Below are 21,508 nucleotides of genomic sequence, written 5' to 3'. Positions count from 1 at the left end.
TTTTCTCGGGGCAAATTTGGCAGACATCAATAAGACATTATGCCATTATCAGGTGACTTGCGACGAGCAGTGCTTTGCGGAGCTTGTCGACCAGCTATATCCCCTCGTCTCAAGCGTCACCAATAAATATCTCGTCGACAAGGCCAATCACGAAGATGTCATCCAAGACGCCTTCATCAAACTCGCCCAACATGCACAAAACATCAACACCAATCTCAAAGCTTGGATCGCTGTCACCGCGCGCAACATCGCCATTAGCTACAACCGTAAAGCTCAATCACAACGCCAACGTATCCAGCATCTCGCAACCATGCCCGAAGAGTCTATCGCTTGGGATGCTATCTATACACGACTCGATATTGCTCTAGAACAGCTTACAGACGAAGAACGCACACTCATCCTCTCGCATTTTCTTCAACACCAAACTCTTTCGGCTATTGCCAGTCAGCGATCATGCTCAGTAGCCACCATCTCACGTAGGCTCGCCGCCGCCAGCAAAAAACTCCGTAATGTGTTCCGTGGTCTTAATCTCAATACACTTGATGAAATTTGTACTGACGCCCTCTTCACCCACGCCATACTCAACTATACCCCTGCCCCAACTTACAGAACAACTGATTACGATCCTAATACCCCTACGATTAACGTTGGCGTATACATCTCACAATTTTCCTTAGAAACCCCCGAAAACTACCACTTTAAACAGATCTACCTCAGCACATGGTTTCAACTTTACAATACCACATTCCTCAAAAATTGCTCCAACGTCCGTATAATCGGCCTCATCGAGCCCGGCTCTATTAAATGCCCTCAAATTGAAGCAACGCTTCGTGAGCGTGAATTTACTGGTGGCTACATGGACATTACCAACACGGAAAATCTAAAAACACTTGATGTCATTTTCGTTAGCACGAATTACGCCACCCCAAATGCAGTGCTTGACTCCATCTATGACGCAGTCCATTCAGGGGTCGGTTTCTTCAGTGAATCCCGCATCGGTAGTCGTATACCCGGTTACCATTCACCCCGCTTACACCGCTTGATGCTTGCACAAAAATGTTTCGGTTTTCATCATGTCCCAGGAGCTGGCATTCAGTGCTGCCAGCCATGTCCTGCAACAGTTCGTAAGAAACACCCTATCCTAAAAGGCCTTCAGCCTGGAGATTCAATCACAGCTATTGGATGCGGTACGATCTTCATTCCCAAACCCGATGCACAATTGATTGTCGAAAAAAATCTATTAGCTTCATCTTACAACAACAAATTTCCCATCGATCGCCCAATACGTTGCCCCGCGATCGTCTCTGGTCACATCGGTAAAGGCCGAACCGTCATCTGCAACATGACCAACATCAGTCACATGAACAATCATCCAAAAATACAAGGCAACTTCCTTGCCAATTGTATTAATTGGCTCGCTGAGCCTCGCCTTAAACAAAAACAATCATCACTGACAGTCCACCAATAATTATGCAGGAACGTCTTCAAGAACTCATTAATCGCTACATCCACGCAATGGACGAGAACACCTTTGCGGAGCTTGTTAATGAAGTAACACCCTTCATCTATAGTGTCTGCCGAAAGTATGCCCAAGATAATTCCGACACCGACGATGCCGTTCAGGAAGTACTAATTAAGTTCGCTAACAATATCCTCAACATCAACAATAACCATCTCGCTTGGCTCGCTCGTACCGCGCGAAATACCACCATCTCAATCAACCGTCATCAGCAATCTCAACGCCTTCGCCGTGAAGCGAGAGCCACACTCCCCGAATATACCATCCCCTGGGAATCACTCTACTATCGACTCGATCAAGCCCTTAATAACCTTACACAAGAACACCAATTCTATATCATTCAACACCACTTCCAACACACTCCTCTCTATGAAATTGCCAACACAATGCACATCTCACGTGCAACAGCTTCACGTAGATTGGCAGCAGCTCAACATCAACTCCGCACCACCTTCATAGATCTCGGACTCGATACATTCGAAGACTTATGCAATGATCATTTGTTCGTTACAGCGATAGCCAATTACACACCTCAACACACGCCCGTACCCAATTCTTTTGAAATTGAATCACTTACCGCACACAACAATCAATCAACACCACTTCGTATTGGTGTTTTTATTTCACATCAATCTTTTTTTAAAAAGAATCGCAACGGTAATCATTCACTCATGCGTTTTCAGATCGTAAATCTACGTAGTTTCGAGCATCCAAACGTCCGGATCGTTGGGCTGATTGAACCCAGAACAATCGAATATGGTCCGATCGAATCTACGCTCCGCGAGTACGCTTTCAATGCCGGATATATGGATGCAACTGATACCGAAGCATTGAAAACACTCGACGTGATTACACTCGGCTACAACAGTGTGTTAGCTACATCCGTGATCGATGCTATACATGAAGCCGTCAAATCCGGAGTCGGACTTCTCAATGAGGGCCACGCAGGTGTTATTTTCCCAGGATTACATCATCCTAAAATCCAGCAACTCCTACTCTCTGACACATACTTGGGATACCACCACACACACCCTTACCGATGTCATATACCAACCCAAAGCTGCGTCAAGCATTCACATAAAATCATCCCGGGCTTATCAAAAGGCACCGAATTACCTATACCTGGATGTGGACCAGTGTTTATCCCAAAAGCGAATGCCAAAATTCTCATCGAAGACATACAACCCGTACGACCTTCACCTGCTTCACAATATGTAGAGCACCCAACTCCAATCAAAAAACCCGTACTTCTTACAGGCCATCTGGGGTCTGGTAGAATCATTATTAATACGTCATTCTATTTTCACAGCATCGGCGAACATCCAAAATTTCGAGGTGGTAACAACAACTTCATCCGCCAAATGCTTAATTGGCTCGCCGAACCTCGCATCAAACAAAAACAATCATTACTAACAGCACACCAATAGCCATGCAGGAACGACTTCAAGAACTCGTAAACCGCTACATCCAAACGCTGGATGAAAATACTTTTGCAGACCTTGTCAGTGAAGTCACCCCATACATCACTAGCATCTGCCGTAAATACATCGAAGATTCTGCTGATACCGACGATGCGATCCAAGAAACACTCATTAAATTCGCGAACCATCTTCAAAACATTCATAGCAACCACCTCGCTTGGCTCGCGCGCACTGCTCGCAATACCGCCATCTCCATCAACCGACACCAGCAATCCCAACGCCTCCGCCGTGAAACAAAAGCAACCCTTCCCGAGCATACCATTCCTTGGGAATCGCTCTATTACAGACTCGACCACGCACTAAACCAAATCTCCAAAGAATATCAGTCCTACATCATCCATCACCACATCCAACACAAACCGCTCTACCAAATTGCAGAACAAAAACAGATCTCAAAATCTACCGCATCACGCCGACTCGCAGATGCACAATACGCTTTGCGCTCAACATTCAAAGAGATGCAGCTCGATACTTATGACGATTTGTGCAACGATCATCTCTTCGTATCCGCTGTCCTCAATTACACACCCGAACACGTTGCCCCAACAAACACTCACCTACTCCCCATGTCTCCTCACAAACGCGACCGCACGCTCAAACCCATCCGCATCGGTATCTTTATCTCTCAACAATCACACATGCTCCGCAGTAAGCATGGCACACGATTACACTTCGCCTTCCAACTCATCAATATGGGCCGCATCACTCATCCCAACCTCCACATCGTAGGCCTCATCGAACCCGGGTCCATCGACTACGGCCCCGTTGAAGCCTCACTCCGCGAATTCTCCTTCAACGCAGGTTACATGGACGCGACTAACGCCGAAGCACTCAAGACACTCGATGTTATCACCCTTGGCTACAACTTCGCCATCAGCCCAACCATCATCCGTGCCATCACCGAAGCCGTCGAATCAGGTGTTGGCCTGCTCAACGAAGGGCATTGTGGCGGCGCAATCCCTGGCCACCATCACCACAGCTTACAAAATCTTATGCTCGCCCAGTCGTACCTCGGCTACCACCACGTCCACCCCAACATTTGCCACATCCCCCTCAAAAGCACCGTCCTAAAACGTCACCCCATCATCCAAGGTCTCGCCCCCGGCGACTCACTCAGCATCCCCGGCTGCGGCCCGGTCTTCATCCCAAAGCCCGAAACCACAATACTCCTACAAAACGATCAAGCCGTCCTACCAACAAGCCACCATTACCGTATCGCATGCCCTAAACCAACACGTAAACCAATCCTTGTCGTTGGTAATATCGGTAGCGGCCGCGTCATCGTCAATACATCTTTCTTCTTCGACAGCATCGGCTCACATAAATCCATGCAAGGTGACTTCACCCTCAACATGCTCAATTACCTCGCTGAACCTCGACTCAACCAAAAGTTGCAAGCAATGACCTACACCTAAGCAACATCAAAAGAAAAGGGCAACGATGATTCGCTGCCCTTTTAGTATTCTACAATTCACTTCTATCAACTATTTTACTGCTAACACTTGGATGACCGCACTATCACCTGTGTGATAGCTTCCCTCAATGATCTCACGATCCATTTCTTCGAGAATCTCATAATCTAATCCAACTAATTCCTTACGGATGATCGATTCATCGACCATCACATTGATATCCGATCCACCGCCAGTCCCTTTTTCTAGTTGGCGCGGCGTATACATCTCAATCACAAACTTACCTCCCGCTTTTAATCCATCCCTAACTGATTGATAAATTTTCTTGCGCAGTGCTGGCTGCACCGGCACAAAAATCACTACAATCACATCCCATTGCTCATGACCGATCTCGAAATTCTCAAGATCTGTACAGACTGTTTCGATCGAAACACCCTCATCTTCAGCTAACTGTTCCGCTTTCGCCAGACCAACCGCTGACATATCAACAGCCACAACATCAAACCCCTGTTTTGCCAGCCACACCGCATTACGCCCTTCCCCTTCAGCCAAACACAGCGCACGGCCACCCTGAGGTAACCGATCTGTCACACTTGCCAAAAATTCGTTCGGCTCCCTCCCATATATATATTCTTTCTCAGAATAACGCTCATCCCACATCTGCTTCCATTCAACCATAATTCACCTCCTTAAAACGAAAAATAAAAAAAGCGACAATGCACAACATTGCCGCTTCAAATATTATTCGTACTATTTAAAATTCTCAACTAATTCCAAGCATTTCCTTCGCTTCACGCACGACATCCTCGATCCCTAAACCACAAGCACGTAAAGTTTCTTCTCCGCTCAGTGCACTCTTCGGACACTTCTTCACATACATCTGGTTCACTTCAAAACCCCCGCCATCTGCCGCGATCACGTCGGCAACCGCGCTCCCCATTCCGCCACCATAATTATCTTCAAGTGTTAAAATTCGACCTTCACACTCATTCGCCAAGTCCAAAATCGCATCCCCATCAAACGGCAATGAATACATATCAACCAGCGTCACATCAACGCCCTCATCATACAACTGCTCCAACGCCGCACTTGCCACATGCACCATATGCCCACTCGCACAGATCAATAAATCTTTTCCTTTACACAGCACTTCATGCCCACCCAATTTGAATTCATCATCATCACTGTACAAAAATTCCGTATCAGAACGCAACGTCCGTAAATAGCATGGCCCGTCATACTTCGCCATCTCTCTAACTAGCGAATAGCATTGGTACCCATCACTCGGCGTCAGCACATAAAAACCTGGCTCGCCATTAGGCCGTTTCATCGTCGTAAATGTTCGGAACCAGCCCACGTCACTCATCCCCATCTGGCTCGGGCCATCCGCTCCCAATGTAATCCCCGCATGTGATCCGACAACCTTCAGATTTGCACCACTATTCACCGCCATCTCAATCTGGTCATATCCCCTTGCAGCAAACTTCGCGAACGTTGATGCAAATGGAATCTTACCACCTGCACTCAAACCCGCTGCAACTGACATCATATTCTGCTCTGCAATTCGGCACTCAACAAAGCGGCTATTGATTGACTCATCTTTCGCAAACATACTCGCAAATGTTGAGCCCTGAACATCACAATCCAAGCTGAACACTTCAGTATTCACATGCCCAAGCGCCTTGACTGCCACACCGTACGCTTTCCGCGTCGCGATCTGCCCCTTCTCAATCACATCGCCCATCCCAAACTGCTCAAGCGCTTTATCAAATCCGACCGAATCACCTGTCTCACGTTTCACACTCTTCCGAGGCGACATATCCGGTACGCGTAAACCACCCAATGCGTACGCACCCAACGCTTTACCCTTCTCATCATATTCCGCTAGCACCGCTTCAAGAGCTTCTCCAGCTTTCACTGCAGAACCATGATGACCATTCCCTTGCTGCGATTCAGCTCCCCATCCTTTCACTGTCTTAGCGACAATTGCCACAGGCTCACCAACACCACTCGCTTGTACCTCAGCATGACGATTCAGCGCATCCATAATCTGCTTCGGATCATGACCATCAATCACCAAAACTTCATAACCCACCGCAGCTAGTTTCTTCTCCGTCGTCTCCCAACCCTGCTGTGGACTCACCTTGTCAGACTGTGCATATACATTGCAATTGAAAATCGGACATACTGCCTTCAGGTCATGGTCCTTTAAAAAATCAACCGCCTCCCAAATCTGTCCCTCACGTGATTCACCGTCACCGATCAATACAAAAATCCGCTTATCTAATTGATCCGCGCGAGCTGCAATCGCAAGCCCAGCAGCAACACTTAACCCTTGCCCTAAAGAGCCGGTTGCCGCGTCAAAAAATGGGAACCCTTCTACAGGATTCGGATGCCCATCCACGACAGAATCCAACTGACGCAGCGTCAATGCATCTGCCCGCGTCATCGCCCGCCAACTCTCTTTATCCTTTCCAATCATCACCCCCTTGTCAGCACACGCCGCATATACAATGGGTACAGCATGCCCTTCACTCAAAACCAATCGATCCGACCCCGGATGACTCGGATTGCTCGGCTCGTACCGCATATGCGCGTACATTAGCGCTGTGACCAAATGCCCCAAACTTGCACCGCTCGTCGGATGACCCGATCCTGCCGCACTTGTCATTTCGTAATTCAGCTTGATGAGTTCAATTGCCTTAGCATGAATAGTTGAATCGAGCGACATATCGGTAAACCCTTTTAAAATACTATGTTATATTTCCAAACTACTTTATTTTTGCCCAACAACACACCCCCCATCCTAGACACCCCCAAACACCCTCAACGGGATATCCTCCCCAATTCCTCCCCAGCCCCATACTTCATCTATTTGGATAGTCTCGATTATCGACAATTTCCACCAGACAGCAAACCTCACTCACGCTTCGCCAACTCCAATTACACAAACAACCACCACAAAAAAGCTCAGCCTATCAGCTGAGCTTTCACACTTTACATAAACGTCACTAAACTTAATCAGGGTAAACCGGCTCGATCTTTCGACTCGAACCATCCACCCCAACCACACGGACCACCCGACCAATTCTTGGATTTGATCGTTTCGTCCAAGACTTATCGCCCGGCTTCTTGACCTCCTGATCGACCAACGGCAAACTCAAGCTTGTAGGCTTCCCAGCCTTTGAATCCGCCATCGCTTTCAGTGCAGCTTTGCGACCTGCAGCAGTATACCGTTCCATATACCCCACAAACGGCTCCCCATCTCCGTCACGGAATATATACGCTCGATACGCGATCTGCCCCTCATGCTCAAACCCCGTCACATTCATCGCATCTGCCGCGAAATAGTTCACGCCATCATCAACCGTAAAGAACGCCTGCTCGTAATCTCTCACGACCCCACCACCGCCAAGCATGTAGTAACACACAGAACTCAAAGATAGTCCTATCACACACAACATTACTATCATGCTCAGCGGCTTATTTTGTTCAAGCTTTTCTTTTAAACTCATAATGATCACCTAAAAGTGCAAAGAATAATCTAACTAATTCTCAATCAGTTCTGGTTCGTCAAAGGCTGACCATTGTTGTAACGACTATCCTCATATTCCATTCGCCAAATCGTTTCTGGCTTGCTATCCGTACCGCCCAATCGATCCCAACTCACGCCCCATGCCATTGATTCAGCATGACCATCAACAAAAACATAATTTGAAATACCATCCTTAATCGATTCTGTCGTACCGCCGCCATGACGATTGAACGCCGTATTATCGACCACTAGTTCGCCAACTCGAGACTTCATATCAGAAACCCATTGAGCAAGATAGCGTTCCGGATCTTCAGCGTTCAAACCTTCCGCAATAACCATAGAAGATGACGGATTCTTAAAATCACTTACACGCATCCCTTTTCGCGTGTCTGCATGGTGGCCCATATTAAGCCGATATGAGGCATGGATATGAGCATCCGCAAAATTCGGGCCTGCCCAATCTCCAACCCATGAGCTATACATCACTTCACCATCTTCATCAGGGCATTTGAAAATTGATTTATTACTCACAACTTGCGACAAAATGTAATCCCAACTCTGAAAGGGAAATTCGTAACCCCAAGATGCATCCCCGCCATATCCAGATGGGTCTGCATCCAACGGCCCTCTATTTTCCCAATGCTTCACCAGAAAATCATCGTGATCAACCGCAAAAATCTGATTCGCAGTCCCGATCTGTCTCATCTGCGACATACATGACAACTTACTCGCCGTCTTTCTCGCAGCACCCAGAGCAGGCAGCAAGATACCTATCAGTAGTGAAATAATTGAAATTACAACTAACAATTCAATTAGCGTAAATGCTTTTTTTGTTTTCATAACCCTTGAATTCCTCTAAAAAAAGAAGTGACCTCTTATCTGATAAAACGATTTAGCTCAAAGTGGTTAATCGTTTTAGTTAGCAGCAAAACCAACACTAAGGCTTTGCAAACACCTTTAAATCAAGAAACAGTCGTCGTTGTCGCCCCACGAATCAAATAACCACCCGGAACGATTCGATGAATCGCTCCACGCTTCGGCTGCTTGATCAATTCATTCAAGCATTCAGCCGCAGCTCGCCCTTCATCTTCAACCGGCGCATGCACTGTCGTAATCTCATAACCCGGTGCAGACACCAACGGTGCATCCCCGATCGTTGCCAACGAAACATCCTCAGGACAACGAACGCCCTTATTGCGCAAATACGTTAAAACACTAATCGCAATATCATCGTAAAGCGCAAACATAGCGGTACAACCATCCTCACCCGATATCAATCGATCAACTTCATGATCAAATTCTACCCCTGCATCATTCAAAACAATATCGCCATCACGGCATTTCAACCCCGCCTCCTCTATTGTCTGGCGAAACGCTTGCTGACGCATCCGAGCCATCTTCCGATCATCTTTAATCCCCAAATATCCAATTCGTTTATGGCCCAACTCAATCAAATGCTTAACCGCAATCTCAACCGCACCCGGGTCCCACCCGACATAACTGATTTCATCCAAATTACGCGGTGAATCGCCTAAAAAAACCATCGGTGTCCCACGCTCTATCACTTGCCTGTATCGTCTAAAACCATCCGCAATCGGGTTACAAATAATCCCGTCAACTCTTCGCTCAACCAACGACTTCAACAGTTCAATCTCATGCTCGCCCGAACCATGATGACACACAATCAACGGCACAGTTCGCGACTCGCCCAACACATCCACAATCCCCTGCATAATCCGGTGCGCCCAGTCTCCTCGTAAATGCGGAAACACAACACCCACCGCATGCGTTCGCTTCTGCCTCAACCCACGCGCCAAAGCATTCGGCACATAATCAACCTCACGAACATATTCCAACACCCGCTGAACCGTCGCATCTGATATCTTCCGTTCCTTCGCCTGACCATTCAAAACAAACGAAACCGTCGTCGGCGACAACCCAAGGTTTTTCGCCAAACCACTCAACGTGGTAATACGTTCCTGCTTCTTTGTCGGTGTGTCTGTACCCATGAATAACGGTCCTGAACGAACGATTTTACTACTTAATAACCAATTCTAAGCCGTATAAATCTACGTGATATGCTCTAATTCTGCTCTACGATAGGGTAATTTAAACTAAATAAAAGCATTTAGTCAAGTAAAATTCGTTTATTCAGATCAAGAATTCTTTAATCCACATCCTTTTGCTAGTCATTTCACCCAAAACCCTATACGCGATGCCCGCAAGCCGTATCGCCCCCTTGCCCATACATAATCGCATTCTTCCCCTTACGCTTCGACTCCAACGCCATCCCATCCGCTTTCTCCACCAATGCCTCGCCCGTACACCCGTCCCATGGATAGCTCGCAAGACCACCACTTACCGTTAATGTACCCTTCGACTCGTCCGCCAATTTCGGAAACTCGCATCCACACACAGCTTTCTGAAAACGTCTCGCCGCCATAATCACATCCTCCGGATGTCGGCTATTCGCTTTTCTCGGCCCGTCCGCATCCCAAAATATAACAGCAAACTCATCCCCACCTATCCGCGCAACCACATCATGCTCACGCACCACCGAATTCATCAACCTCACCGTCTCACTTAGTATCTCATCTCCAGCCGCATGGCCGTATCGATCGTTATACTTCTTAAAATCATCAATATCAAAAACCATTACCGTTACCTGTGAACGATCACTCCGCGCCCTCACCATAATCTTCTCAAGGAATCGATAAAAATACCGCCTATTCCACGCACCCGTAAGATCATCTTTCATCGCCGCCATATGCAACTGTCGTACCTGATCTTCTAATGCAAGCCAACGTGACAACCACGCGCTCCACATCGCGAGATCATCTTCACCCATCACATCCCTCGGCCCGCACAACACGCCAAACACGCGTCCCCCATATTCCACCGCAACACTACTTTCCCCTCCATTCACTTCATCGCTTGGCCCAACCAATCTCATCCCATCCATCCCAGATTGCTGTGCAATCAAACGCATCGCCATCTTCCGCAACCCGCCTTCATCATCTAAAAGAGCATCCACTAAATCCACATCACCCAACGCATCATCCGCATCAATATCTTCACTCGGATCGATGTCGTGATCAGCATTTTCATCTTGTTCTATAGGCTTAAGCTCATGAACCACAACATCAGGCTCAGTCACTTGCTGAATACTACCACCCATCAACGCTACCCTCAAAAGTTCAGTATCCAACGGCCACCCCACCATCGCATCAAATCCATTTTCAGCCGCCTCCCGCAAAACTCCTTCATCCACATCTGCAACCATGACTAATCGTGCATTAGGCGCAAGACGCTTCAACCCTCTCGCAATCGATCCCGCCGCAAGCACCAATCCACTCGCCTGACCAATCACCACATCAACCTCACGCTTCGCTAACTCACCAAGCGCCATCATGTAATTTTCACAACACGCAATCTCAACCCGATCTCCAATCTTGCTCACCGCTGAGATCAACTCCCCACCCCCCACACACAACACGCGCAATCGTCGCTCACCACGCAACATCTCGCTACGCTCAATCTCAATTTGCAACTCGTCTCGCACATGCGATGTCATGCTTCTCTCCACTCTCAATCACCACCCAACGTTTCGCTTATCCCATCCCATCCGCTACATCTACTCAACCTCAATCGGGCCAAGCAGCATATCCAACTCCTCCTCACTCACCAAAACGCCAGTATCACCGCGTTCATCCACCTTCACCTCAATCACATCATCCATCTGCTCCAACCTCACGCGATCCATCTGCTGCCCCACTCCATCTTTCCCCCCAACCATCACCTTCAAACATCCAACCCAAGGCCAATATGCTTCTATCGCTCGCACCATCTCCTGCCCATACGCCACACCATCCTTCTCGCCCACCGCCAAAACCACACCGTCAATCTCTCGCCCTGCTGCCAATACCATCACATCCGCAGCCTTATCCGCCAGCATCACCTCACCACCCCTTCGTTGCAGTCCAGCCACAATCTCACCCACATCTCGCTTCTCACCCCCATACAAAACCACAAGCCGCTTTTTCTCGTTCAAGCGACCCTCATCACCAATCAGCGGGTTATCCCTATCATTTCCCATCAGCCCCCATTCTAACCTCACAACTCCCGATAACCTACCCTACCAGCTCCTTTCACTCACTTTTCTCTCATCCTAAACCCATTCGAACCCATTTCCTCCACATAATCCGCCCACTTTAACATCGCCGCCGTACAATCGTTCTTATCCGTACAATCATCGAACTATATCCAACATTTCAAATTCACAACCAACCCTCCACATCTCCGCCTTTTCATGTCGCCTCTGACGCTTTACCCATGTAAAATGCGATCCGGAAAACGCATTCAGGTGCCGCAACCTTGCCAATCACTCGTTTCAATCAAGCAAGCACGCTTCACCACTTAAGAGATCTTTATATATGCTTCAGCTAGGTGCTTCTTCACTCTCAGCCAACGATATCACCGCCCTGCTCCTCGGCATCGCCATCCTTCTTGGCCTCGCCCGAATCCTCGGTGAGCGCGCTCGCCGTTATCGCCAACCCTCCGTATTAGGCGAAATCCTCGCAGGCATCATCCTTGGCCCAACAATCTTCGGCGCCCTCTCAACTTACCTCGTCGCCAAAGGCTTCCTTTCACACAACCTCTTCGAACTCATCTTCCCACTCGAAGGCGGTGAAAAAATCGCCCTCGACGGCTTCATCACCATCTCAGCAACCCTACTCCTATTCGTCGTCGGCCTAGAAGTCGATCTCTCCACCGTCATCCGCCAAGGCAAAGAGGCGATCGCTGTTTCACTCGCAGGCATTGTCCTCCCCTTCACCTTCGGCTTCGTCATCGCCTGGTATCTCCCCGACTTCCTCGGCGCAGGCCCCCGTGGCATAGGTGAAGATGGACAACTCCCATTCGCCATCTTCCTCGGCATCGCCATGTCGATCACCGCCCTACCCGTCATCGCAAAAATCCTGCTTGACCTCAACATCGCCAAATCCGACATGGGCATGCTCATCATTTCCTCCGCTATGCTCAACGACCTCGTCGGCTGGATCGGCTTCGCCATTGTCCTTGCCCTCCTACCCGTCACCGCCATGGTGATTCCCGACCCCGCTGCCATCCATTCTGCTACCGAAGTCGTCACCGATGCGGTCAACAACACCGGCTCATCCCAAGTCGTCACCACCATCCTCATCACACTCGTCTTCCTCGCACTCATGCTCACCCTCGGCCGACTCGCCTGCCATAAAGCACTACCCTACGTACAAGCACGTTGGTCATGGCCCGGCGGCGTTCTCTCTTTCGTCATCTGTATCTCACTCATCTGTGCCGCATTCACCGAATACCTCGGCATCCACTCCATCTTCGGCGCTTTTGTCGCAGGCGTTGCCATCGGCGACTCCACTCACCTCAGCGAACGCACACGCGATACCATCAACCAGTTCATCATGAACATCTTCTCACCCATCTTCTTCGCTTCCATTGGCCTGCGCATCAACTTCATTAGTGAGTTCAACATCTCCATCGTTTTGCTTGTTCTCGTCCTCGCAACCGTCGGCAAAGTCTCCGGCTCATACTTCGGCGCTCGCCTCGCTAAACTCGGCAAACGTGAAGCATCCGCACTCTCCTTCGGCATGGCCGCACAAGGCGCCGTCGGCATCATCCTCGGACAACTTGCCCGTGAAGCCGGACTCATCAACGACGAACTCATGGTCGCCATCGTCGTCATGGCCCTCACCACCTCACTCATCTCCGGCCCGATCATGCAGATCATTCTCCGTCTCCAACATCAACGCAAACTCATCGACTTCCTCACCGACAAACAAGTCATCATCGACCCCACTTCCACCGACATCATGCAAACCATCGGCGAACTTTCCAAACGTGCCGCCGAAATCACAAACCTCAAAGCTCACGACATCTACAAAGCCGTCCTCCAGCGTGAACGCATCATGCACACCGGCCTCCCCGGCGGACTCGCCGTACCTCACGCTCGTCTCGACAACCTTCCTAAACCATGTGTCGTCATCGCCCGTCACCGCAATGGTATCGACTTCGATGCACCCGACGGCAAACCCGCTCAAATCATTGGCCTCCTTCTCACACCAACCGATCAACCTGAAACCCAGATCGAACTCCTGTCCCTCTTCGCAAAATCATTCTCTCGCAACGAGATCCGCCAGCGCGCACTCGAAATCAAATCCCCCACCGAGTTCCTCGCTGTCCTCAACCAAGCCGCCGCCGAAGAAGCCGAAGCCACCTCACCCCACTAACTACCTCTCAGACAACCCAACTGAAGAAGTAAAAGACTGTCACGCTCACCCAGCGACAGTCTTTTTCATGCAAATAATCAGGCCTTGCAGCACCGATCCAAGAGAGTACCTCCCCCCCATTACTTAATATCCAACAAATTCCACATCCCGCACTTCCCATTCAAGTAGCCGCGACCTGACAGGTCACCGGTCTTCGAACGAGCAAATAATGCCTCCCTCAACACCCCACACATCCCACAAATCCTTGCAGACGCGCCAACATCACTACTTCATCTCGGCACATTCATCACTCATCGCAGCATCCTCACCACTAATCAACCGATAGATCTTCGCACGCACCGGCATTACCGTAATCAATAGCAGCGCAGGCATCACGACCGACGACCACCAAATAACACCCAACACAATCGCGACGAGCAGCAACAAGACAAGACTGTACCCTAAATACCGCATCATCCAGAAAGACAAACCGCGGCGAATCGGCACATCTTCAGCACAATACCGCTGCTTCTTAAATGCCGTAACCTCTCGCCGCACTCGCCGCATCTCGCCCAAACTCCCAAACGGCTGACACTCGCGCGATCGATATCCTAAACCGCCCCATAACGCCAACTCCTCCCGATACTCCCAGCTCCACATCCCCGACAAAGCTGCCGACAAAACGACATGCATCCACCCCATTTCAAACATCGCATAGCTCAACCCATATCGATAAGCCCAAACACACCACACGACCAGTAATCCAATCCCCATCACCTGCCGCCACGACCACCTCCAAAACGTTCGACACGCTATCTCTTCATTCGAATGCAATAAAAGCAACACGCGCTGCGCAACATCCCAACCATATTGATCTGATTCCACATCACCCCAATCCTCCCACTCCTCAAACCAACCCGACAGATATTCATAGCTCAGCTTAATCGACTGATCCTCAGTATTCTCAAGCAACCACTCAACCCGCTCCCCCAAAGCATCGGGCTTGATTCGGCCATCCAATCCACCATCAATGAGCCCAATCATCTCATCTCGATTTTCTCGACTAATCATCCGCTGCATCCTCCTTTACACCTCCTGAAACCTCATCAATCCACTTCCTCAAAACCGCCGCATCTTCTAAAAACTGCCCTGGATCATCCCCCTTCACAAACTCAATCATCACGCAATGATCCCCACTAACTCCCGAAATCTGCTTCAAATAACCACGCCAATCATCTTCCCGCTCAACTAATGCCTGCCGCTCAATGCCGCCACCATCTGCCCCTTTAGCCCAACTAAAAACATGTACATCTCTCAGCCAATCCGCCACACAATTCAAATCATCCATCGGATTCCTCCCCATCGCATGATCCAATGGCTGCCAATACAGGCTCACATTCTCACATCCAATGGAGGTGACTAACCGCACCGCAGCCTCACCGTGATCAGTGAGCGTTTGATTGTGAAATTCAAACGAAATACCAACCCCTACATCATTCGACAACGCCGCAATCCGTTTCCCATCTTCAATCACCCTGCCCCATTGCTCTTCACTCGCCTCCTCAGTCCCCACACTCCCCGCCCAAACTCGCACCACAGGCGCACCCAACGCAACCGCGCTTTCCAACACACGTTCAAATTGGCTCGCCTTTTGTTTACCTTCACCAACCCTGTAATAAGATCCATACGCCGCTGTACGTAGCCCCTCATCTCTCATCATCTTTCGCACTTCATCCGCAACCTTCACATCCCCCGTCGGCACATGTACATCACTACCCCATTCAATACATTTTAAACCCGCTTCTTTCACAAGCTCAACGATATCCCTCACCCCCAACTGTCTAAACGTAATTGAGACAAGCCCACCGAAAAGCATCACGACCTCCTAAGGTCATAACTCTAAAACAAGCGACATACCACAATAAAATAAACATCCACACATTCTAGTGATTAAACTGCAATACCTCACTCATATTTATCATTCCGTCCAGCCTAATGACCAAAGCATCTGCTAGCGCTAAAGATGGGGAGGATTACACCAACAGCAAATGCTTCAAAGAAAACCACATTCCTTGGCAGTCTCGGGTGAATCGTTTGTGATATGCAATATACTGCCATCAAAATAGCCTGGATTTTTGCATAATATCTGCCCTTAAGCACATTGCAGCGTATCTCCCAAGAGTCGTCCATCTTATCGATTGATAAAGTACGAATTAATGCGCGCTTTGTCGATTGTTTGCTAAACAAACAACATGTTTTGATTAAGTCGCACAATCATTCGGTGGTCCCGATTGATAACCAAAATCACCATCTGCAATTTTAACTTGCATTTTAATGATATGTTGGTGCTCTATCTCGCCATTTTTTCTAACAATATATGTTCTGTTGTAATGTCTACAGCTTTTACTTATTTCACAAAAAACATTAGGAGAGGCATTGTTATTGCAGTTGAGGGTCCATGGCCAGCCATTAATGCTTGCATTTGTATTTGAAAATATGTGTTTGAGTGTAGGCTCTGAATCACCAAAATGTACTTTGTATTCAGTATGTGTACCGCCGCCTGCCCATGTACCGCATACATTCGTATTGCTGTATAAATTATAATCCTTCTTTTTATATTCTGTATAGTCTTTATGGACCCATTCTATATACTCATAATACTCAATATATGTAGAAGGTACCATATCCTGGGTATAATCTTCTTGTATTTTCCAATAAGGTAAAGGATACATACAGCCACCTGCATGGCAACAGTTTCGACAATCATCACAGTTGTCGAAGCCGGCGTCATAGCCATCTTGGCTAATCCATAGTGGGTTAGCAGAATAGTATGATCCTTCTGAATCATGAAAAGATGAAGGTTGGGTTTGATCTAATCTGAAGCATTTCCAATCTCTTGATAAACGGTAATATTTACCATCAATCAAATCTTCGGCATCGGTACAATCTAATAGCATTTTTCTATTGCTGCAATCTGTTAATTGCCTAACACAATTACAAGTTTCACAGTCATCAAAAAATTGAAAAAATTTATTCTTAACAGAGCCCGTATCCCAGTTTTGATTTGGTCCTACTACATTAGGTAGCTGTAATATTTCTTCTGGGCTACTGAATGAAATCGGAGGCAAATCTGAAATATTATAGCAACCTCTTATTATTTCATACCCACGTGAAAAGCTGAGTCTTATGATGGAATTATAACTTGCACCTTCAATATGTTTACAGCAAAAATGTACCGGACCAGAGGTTGAATTGCATGCATCTAATTTCAAGTAACAGAAATCCTCAATGTTTATTTTTTCGCTTCCCCAAAGTATGTTCTTGGAAAACAACATGATAGCTGTGGTTGTAAGCGAAGTAGATATAAAATGTCTGCGCGTTAATGGCTCATATTTTCCAAGAGATGTAGGTGTAGATGTCGAGCTGATTTCAGGCCAATAACCAAAGGGACAAACCTCTTTAACATCTTGCGTTTTCTGCTTTAAGATACAGCCGCATGGCTTTGATTCACCTTGAGTCGTGATCGATTTAATCATAGGGCCGCATGTATACAATTCACCTGAAGCAGTGAATTGTGCGTATTCGCCGGGGCATGATCGACAAATATCAAGTCTTTTATTATAGAGTTCAGAATCGAGTCTATCCTTACGTAACACTTGTGTCTTAATTGTGCTTTTTGCGCCATGGGTTAAAGCATTAAAAGCAGTTCCAAATTTTGAGAACAGTTTTGATTTTATTTCTGCATTTTCACGTTCATTAGTACTCATTTTAGCCACCAGAAAATAGAAAAAATTAAATGTTTAAAATATTATATAATTGAATTTACTGGACAATACACCAGTTTCTTGTTTAATTGTTTATACACAGGCATATTAAAATTCTATAACTCAGCTTTTTACTATAAAGATTGATAAAATATTTCATCATTATAGTATTAGAAAATTGCTTAGATGGCACTAGTTATTAATTAGTATCTATTTCAAGTTCTTTGACCCGCTTGAGCATCGACGCATCCATCCCGCCGTACTTGCTACGCCACTTGCAAAACGTTGCTTAGCTGATCTCGTACTCACGGCAAATATCCGCCACCTTCACACCGGCTTCCTGTTGCTTAAGGATCGAAACAATCTGAGATTCACTGAACTTACTGCTCTTCATCAAAGGCTCCTTGGTTAGGGAAATCGTAACAGAGCCTCTACTTTTAAGTGAGTCAGTTTTAAGGAGGATGACATTGGCAGAAGGCGATACACTTAATTGGATGCAAGAATATTTTCATGGCTGGATTAAGTTTGAGCCAGTGGAATATCAAATCGTGGACGATGTAGACCTCACGAGGAAAACGTAAATATCTTCAGTCAGTTAGATGTCAACTCAATACTCATGTATTCCCATGCACTAGAGTAGTCTGCATGAATACCCATAGGTCTTGCCTATGAATAACAGCAGTAAAGAATCAATGAAATACTTTTGTTTTATACGATCGGCCTACTAATCAACACATGAATAACCACACAAGACGCACCAAAACTAAGGCCCATTTCAATCATTAAATTCATAACCTCGTAAAGATCACGAATCAAAGTGATGCCCTTATCACAACCAAACATGAATTTATTGTTTGATTAGCCAACCAGCACACGAAGAACCAGCAAACTAATTTGCCTCAAAAAACCGATCACTTGTTCCCCCCGGCCCGATCTGTACCTTCAACGGCTTCATACATTTCGGACATCGTCCCTCATACGCATCCCCCACCCGATTTCTATACACACGACTATACGCCCCGCAACACTTCCATTTAACCGCAATCCACTTCCGCCCCTTCATCTCAGCACCGCCACTCCCCACCTGCCCATCTACTTCCTGATTAGCAACACCCTCATTCGCGGTATCTTCCTGATCTCTCGAGCGCATACTACTCAAATCCAAGATGTAATCTTCTTCACGCATCCCGTAATTATAACCAATCAACCAGCATCACAACAGACAACCCAAGCATCATTTCCAAACAACACTAATCTCTCAACAGTCTGACTGCGAACCATACTTTTCTAGTTCCATATGGCAAAATTGCCAGAATTACTTGCACTCTCTATCTCATTTTTGAAATACCTCAAACATCACAGCCTGCAAACCGAATACACTGCGACGAGATCAAACAGGCTTCACGCCCAACAGTGCAGCACTTGCATAACGAATCCTTTGGAAGTTCGCATCAATATTTCAGTTAGCATCGCTCTATACAGATACCAACGAAGCCAATCAATACATTCGACTGTGAATGCAAAACTCGCAGCTAAAATAATCCATAGACATACCCGCATCTCAAGCCGGTGGATGATATGCAAATCACAATATTGATAACAAACAAAACGTACACACAAAACGCATCAAGATTGAGTTCTACAAATACATGACACAATAGACAAGACCGTTACACACACCGCATGGGAATGGCCTACAAAAGCGTCTAACTAAAATGAAGCCTCGCACATCGTGACCGACGCGCGAGGCTACCTAGCTGCAAATGAATCTCCCAACACCTCCCCCCCCTCTCACACTCACACTCTCTTTTCCCCCACAAATCCCTCTCCCTAAGCTTCTAAATCGTCACGTCTCATTATTTAATCGCGACAATCCTTCACAATGCACTATTAGCTATAACCCCAAGAAGGCTACACCAACAATCCATTTACTATCCAACGATCGATCAACCCATTTCAGCTTCCGCTTCAACTTCAGCAGGCGCCTCTGACTCAGGTAAAATGCCTTTTGCTTTCAAAACCAATTGCTTGATTTCATCGAATAGTTCCGGGTTTTCTTTGATAAAGTTCTTCGAATTCTCTCGGCCCTGCCCCAAACGAACCTCGCCGAAGCTAAACCACGCGCCGGATTTCTGAACCACATTCTCGGCTACAGCCAAGTCAATCAGGTCACCCGTAACACTGATGCCTTCGTTAAACATAATGTCGAACTCCGCCTGACGGAACGGCGGTGCAACTTTGTTTTTTACGACCTTAGCGCGAACACGGTTGCCGATCGGTGTATCACCATCTTTAATACTGCCTGTACGACGAATATCAATTCTAACTGATGAATAGAACTTAAGTGCACGACCACCCGGTGTCGTTTCCGGATTACCAAACATCACGCCGATCTTTTCACGGATCTGATTAATGAAGATCACCGTACAGTTCGAACGAGCAATTGCGCCAGTCAATTTACGCATTGCCTGCGACATAAGCCTTGCCTGCAAACCGACATGCGCATCGCCCATCTCGCCTTCAATTTCCGATCTCGGGATCAAAGCAGCCACAGAGTCGACAACAATGATGTCGATTGCGTTGGAACGGACGAGCATTTCAACGATTTCCAGGGCTTGCTCGCCGGTATCTGGCTGCGAAACGAGTAAATCTTCGAGGTTAACCCCAAGGCGGCGAGCCCATGATGGATCAAGTGCGTGCTCTGCGTCGATGAAGGCTGCGACGCCGCCACCTTTCTGACAGGAAGCCGCGACATGAAGGCTAAGTGTTGTTTTACCAGAGCTTTCCGGGCCGTAGACTTCGATGATACGGCCTTTGGGAATACCACGACCACCAAGGGCGAGATCGAGGCTGAGAGCGCCCGTAGGGATGCCTACAGGGAGATTGGTCGGATCGTCATCAAGCCGCATGATCGAGCCTTTACCGAAGGAGCGTTCGATCTGACCGAGGGCGCGTTCGAGGGCTTGCTCACGGCCTGCATCTTCTTTAACGATAGTACTTTGTAGATTTTTCTTACGTGCCATATCGCACTCCCAGCTAGGTTAAAAGTTCGTTGACCTGTCGTTGGTTCGTTGTTGACCTTACAGTAACTTGTGTTCGGGTTCTGTCAAGGGTGTTATCTTCTTTATTTTAAGTTTTTGTTTGGGTTAACGTACCCCAAACATTGTGATTAATGACACCCTCATGTCAGTTTGAGCTTGATCGAGCAGCGTTTTGTTTGGGTTTAAGAGTTGGTTTGTTCGGGTGCGGTGGATTTCGCTTTACCCGATTGTGGAAAAACGCTAAACCTCACATGCCGCTATTGTGCGCAGAGAATTCTATGAGAGGGGGGTGTTAACTGGCGTTAAATGCGCGCACAAACGCGCGCTTTGAAGCATAAAAATCCGGCTTTGTGCGCACAAAACCTCTGAATTAGTGATTTACCCCTAACTAAAACAGTTGAATATTGATTAAAATGATCAAAGAATAACGAACTTTACGTGATAACCGCGCGCTAACCGAATATTCCGCGCAAGTGCGAAAAGGATGAACGGCGCATTT

General features: G+C 47.4%; 16 protein-coding genes and 1 pseudogene. 4 read left to right on the top strand and 13 right to left on the bottom strand.

What is annotated here, in order from left to right:
* Positions 1–16 precede the first annotated feature (16 nt).
* The 3 genes from KS4_RS07390 to KS4_RS07380 are packed head-to-tail and all read left to right on the top strand — an operon-like array spanning position 17 to position 4,415.
* On the top strand, positions 17–1,468 hold the full coding sequence (locus tag KS4_RS07390) for a sigma-70 family RNA polymerase sigma factor (RefSeq protein WP_145076612.1): 1,452 nt from the start codon (positions 17–19) through the stop codon (positions 1,466–1,468).
* Positions 1,469–1,470: 2 nt separating this feature from the next.
* A complete protein-coding gene (locus KS4_RS07385; RefSeq protein ID WP_145076610.1) occupies positions 1,471–2,946 on the top strand; it encodes an RNA polymerase sigma factor in 1,476 nt (491 codons plus the stop codon).
* A gap of 2 nt (positions 2,947–2,948) precedes the next feature.
* On the top strand, positions 2,949–4,415 hold the full coding sequence (locus tag KS4_RS07380) for an RNA polymerase sigma factor (protein WP_145076608.1): 1,467 nt from the start codon (positions 2,949–2,951) through the stop codon (positions 4,413–4,415).
* A 69-nt stretch (positions 4,416–4,484) separates the two neighbouring features.
* Here KS4_RS07380 and KS4_RS07375 read toward each other — a convergent pair whose 3' ends face one another.
* The 7 genes from KS4_RS07375 to KS4_RS07345 form a co-directional block, all read right to left on the bottom strand.
* Positions 4,485–5,072 carry a class I SAM-dependent methyltransferase gene (locus tag KS4_RS07375; RefSeq protein ID WP_145081519.1) on the bottom strand — a complete coding sequence of 196 codons (588 nt, stop codon included), beginning with the start codon at positions 5,070–5,072 and terminating at the stop codon, positions 4,485–4,487.
* Between the two features lie 103 nt (positions 5,073–5,175).
* The gene (locus KS4_RS07370) at positions 5,176–7,143 is read right to left on the bottom strand and encodes a transketolase (RefSeq protein ID WP_145076606.1); all 1,968 of its coding nucleotides are present in this window, start codon (positions 7,141–7,143) and stop codon (positions 5,176–5,178) included.
* Between the two features lie 286 nt (positions 7,144–7,429).
* Positions 7,430–7,927: a hypothetical protein gene (locus tag KS4_RS07365; RefSeq protein WP_145076604.1), complete on the bottom strand. Its 498-nt coding sequence runs from the start codon at positions 7,925–7,927 to the stop codon at positions 7,430–7,432.
* Positions 7,928–7,971: 44 nt separating this feature from the next.
* Entirely contained in the window at positions 7,972–8,787 is an 816-nt protein-coding gene (locus tag KS4_RS17900; protein ID WP_145076602.1) for a prepilin-type N-terminal cleavage/methylation domain-containing protein, read from the bottom strand.
* 122 nt (positions 8,788–8,909) lie between these two features.
* Positions 8,910–9,956: a LacI family DNA-binding transcriptional regulator gene (locus tag KS4_RS07355; protein ID WP_145076600.1), complete on the bottom strand. Its 1,047-nt coding sequence runs from the start codon at positions 9,954–9,956 to the stop codon at positions 8,910–8,912.
* Between the two features lie 197 nt (positions 9,957–10,153).
* Entirely contained in the window at positions 10,154–11,521 is a 1,368-nt protein-coding gene (locus KS4_RS07350) for a GGDEF domain-containing protein (protein ID WP_145076598.1), read from the bottom strand.
* Between the two features lie 60 nt (positions 11,522–11,581).
* Complete coding sequence (locus KS4_RS07345) at positions 11,582–12,043, bottom strand: hypothetical protein (RefSeq protein WP_145076596.1); 462 nt, start codon at positions 12,041–12,043, stop codon at positions 11,582–11,584.
* 337 nt (positions 12,044–12,380) lie between these two features.
* Here KS4_RS07345 and KS4_RS07340 point away from each other — a divergent pair, with 337 nt between their 5' ends.
* Positions 12,381–14,225 carry a cation:proton antiporter domain-containing protein gene (locus tag KS4_RS07340; protein WP_145076594.1) on the top strand — a complete coding sequence of 615 codons (1,845 nt, stop codon included), beginning with the start codon at positions 12,381–12,383 and terminating at the stop codon, positions 14,223–14,225.
* 264 nt (positions 14,226–14,489) lie between these two features.
* On the opposite strand, the gene KS4_RS07335 is transcribed toward KS4_RS07340, so the two are convergent.
* From KS4_RS07335 to recA, 6 genes and pseudogenes are all read right to left on the bottom strand, one after another.
* Positions 14,490–15,275, bottom strand: coding sequence for a hypothetical protein (locus KS4_RS07335; protein WP_145076592.1), 786 nt, complete (start codon positions 15,273–15,275; stop codon positions 14,490–14,492).
* The gene (locus tag KS4_RS07330) at positions 15,268–16,080 is read right to left on the bottom strand and encodes a sugar phosphate isomerase/epimerase family protein (RefSeq protein WP_145076590.1); all 813 of its coding nucleotides are present in this window, start codon (positions 16,078–16,080) and stop codon (positions 15,268–15,270) included. Before KS4_RS07330 ends, KS4_RS07335 begins: the two co-directional genes overlap by 8 nt.
* A 385-nt stretch (positions 16,081–16,465) precedes the next feature.
* Entirely contained in the window at positions 16,466–17,971 is a 1,506-nt protein-coding gene (locus tag KS4_RS07325; RefSeq protein ID WP_145076588.1) for a hypothetical protein, read from the bottom strand.
* 211 nt (positions 17,972–18,182) lie between these two features.
* Positions 18,183–18,362: pseudogene (locus KS4_RS17895) on the bottom strand (transposase); the annotation flags it as partial.
* 495 nt (positions 18,363–18,857) lie between these two features.
* Positions 18,858–19,154: a hypothetical protein gene (locus KS4_RS07315; RefSeq protein ID WP_145076583.1), complete on the bottom strand. Its 297-nt coding sequence runs from the start codon at positions 19,152–19,154 to the stop codon at positions 18,858–18,860.
* Positions 19,155–19,914: 760 nt separating this feature from the next.
* Positions 19,915–20,991: a recombinase RecA gene (gene recA, locus KS4_RS07310; protein ID WP_145076581.1), complete on the bottom strand. Its 1,077-nt coding sequence runs from the start codon at positions 20,989–20,991 to the stop codon at positions 19,915–19,917.
* Between the last annotated feature and the right edge of the window lie 517 nt (positions 20,992–21,508).

It is taken from the genome of Poriferisphaera corsica (assembly GCF_007747445.1).
GTDB lineage: Bacteria > Planctomycetota > Phycisphaerae > Phycisphaerales > Phycisphaeraceae > Poriferisphaera > Poriferisphaera corsica.
Note: the sequence above shows the minus strand (reverse complement) of the source record. Positions and strands in the feature narration are given on the sequence as shown.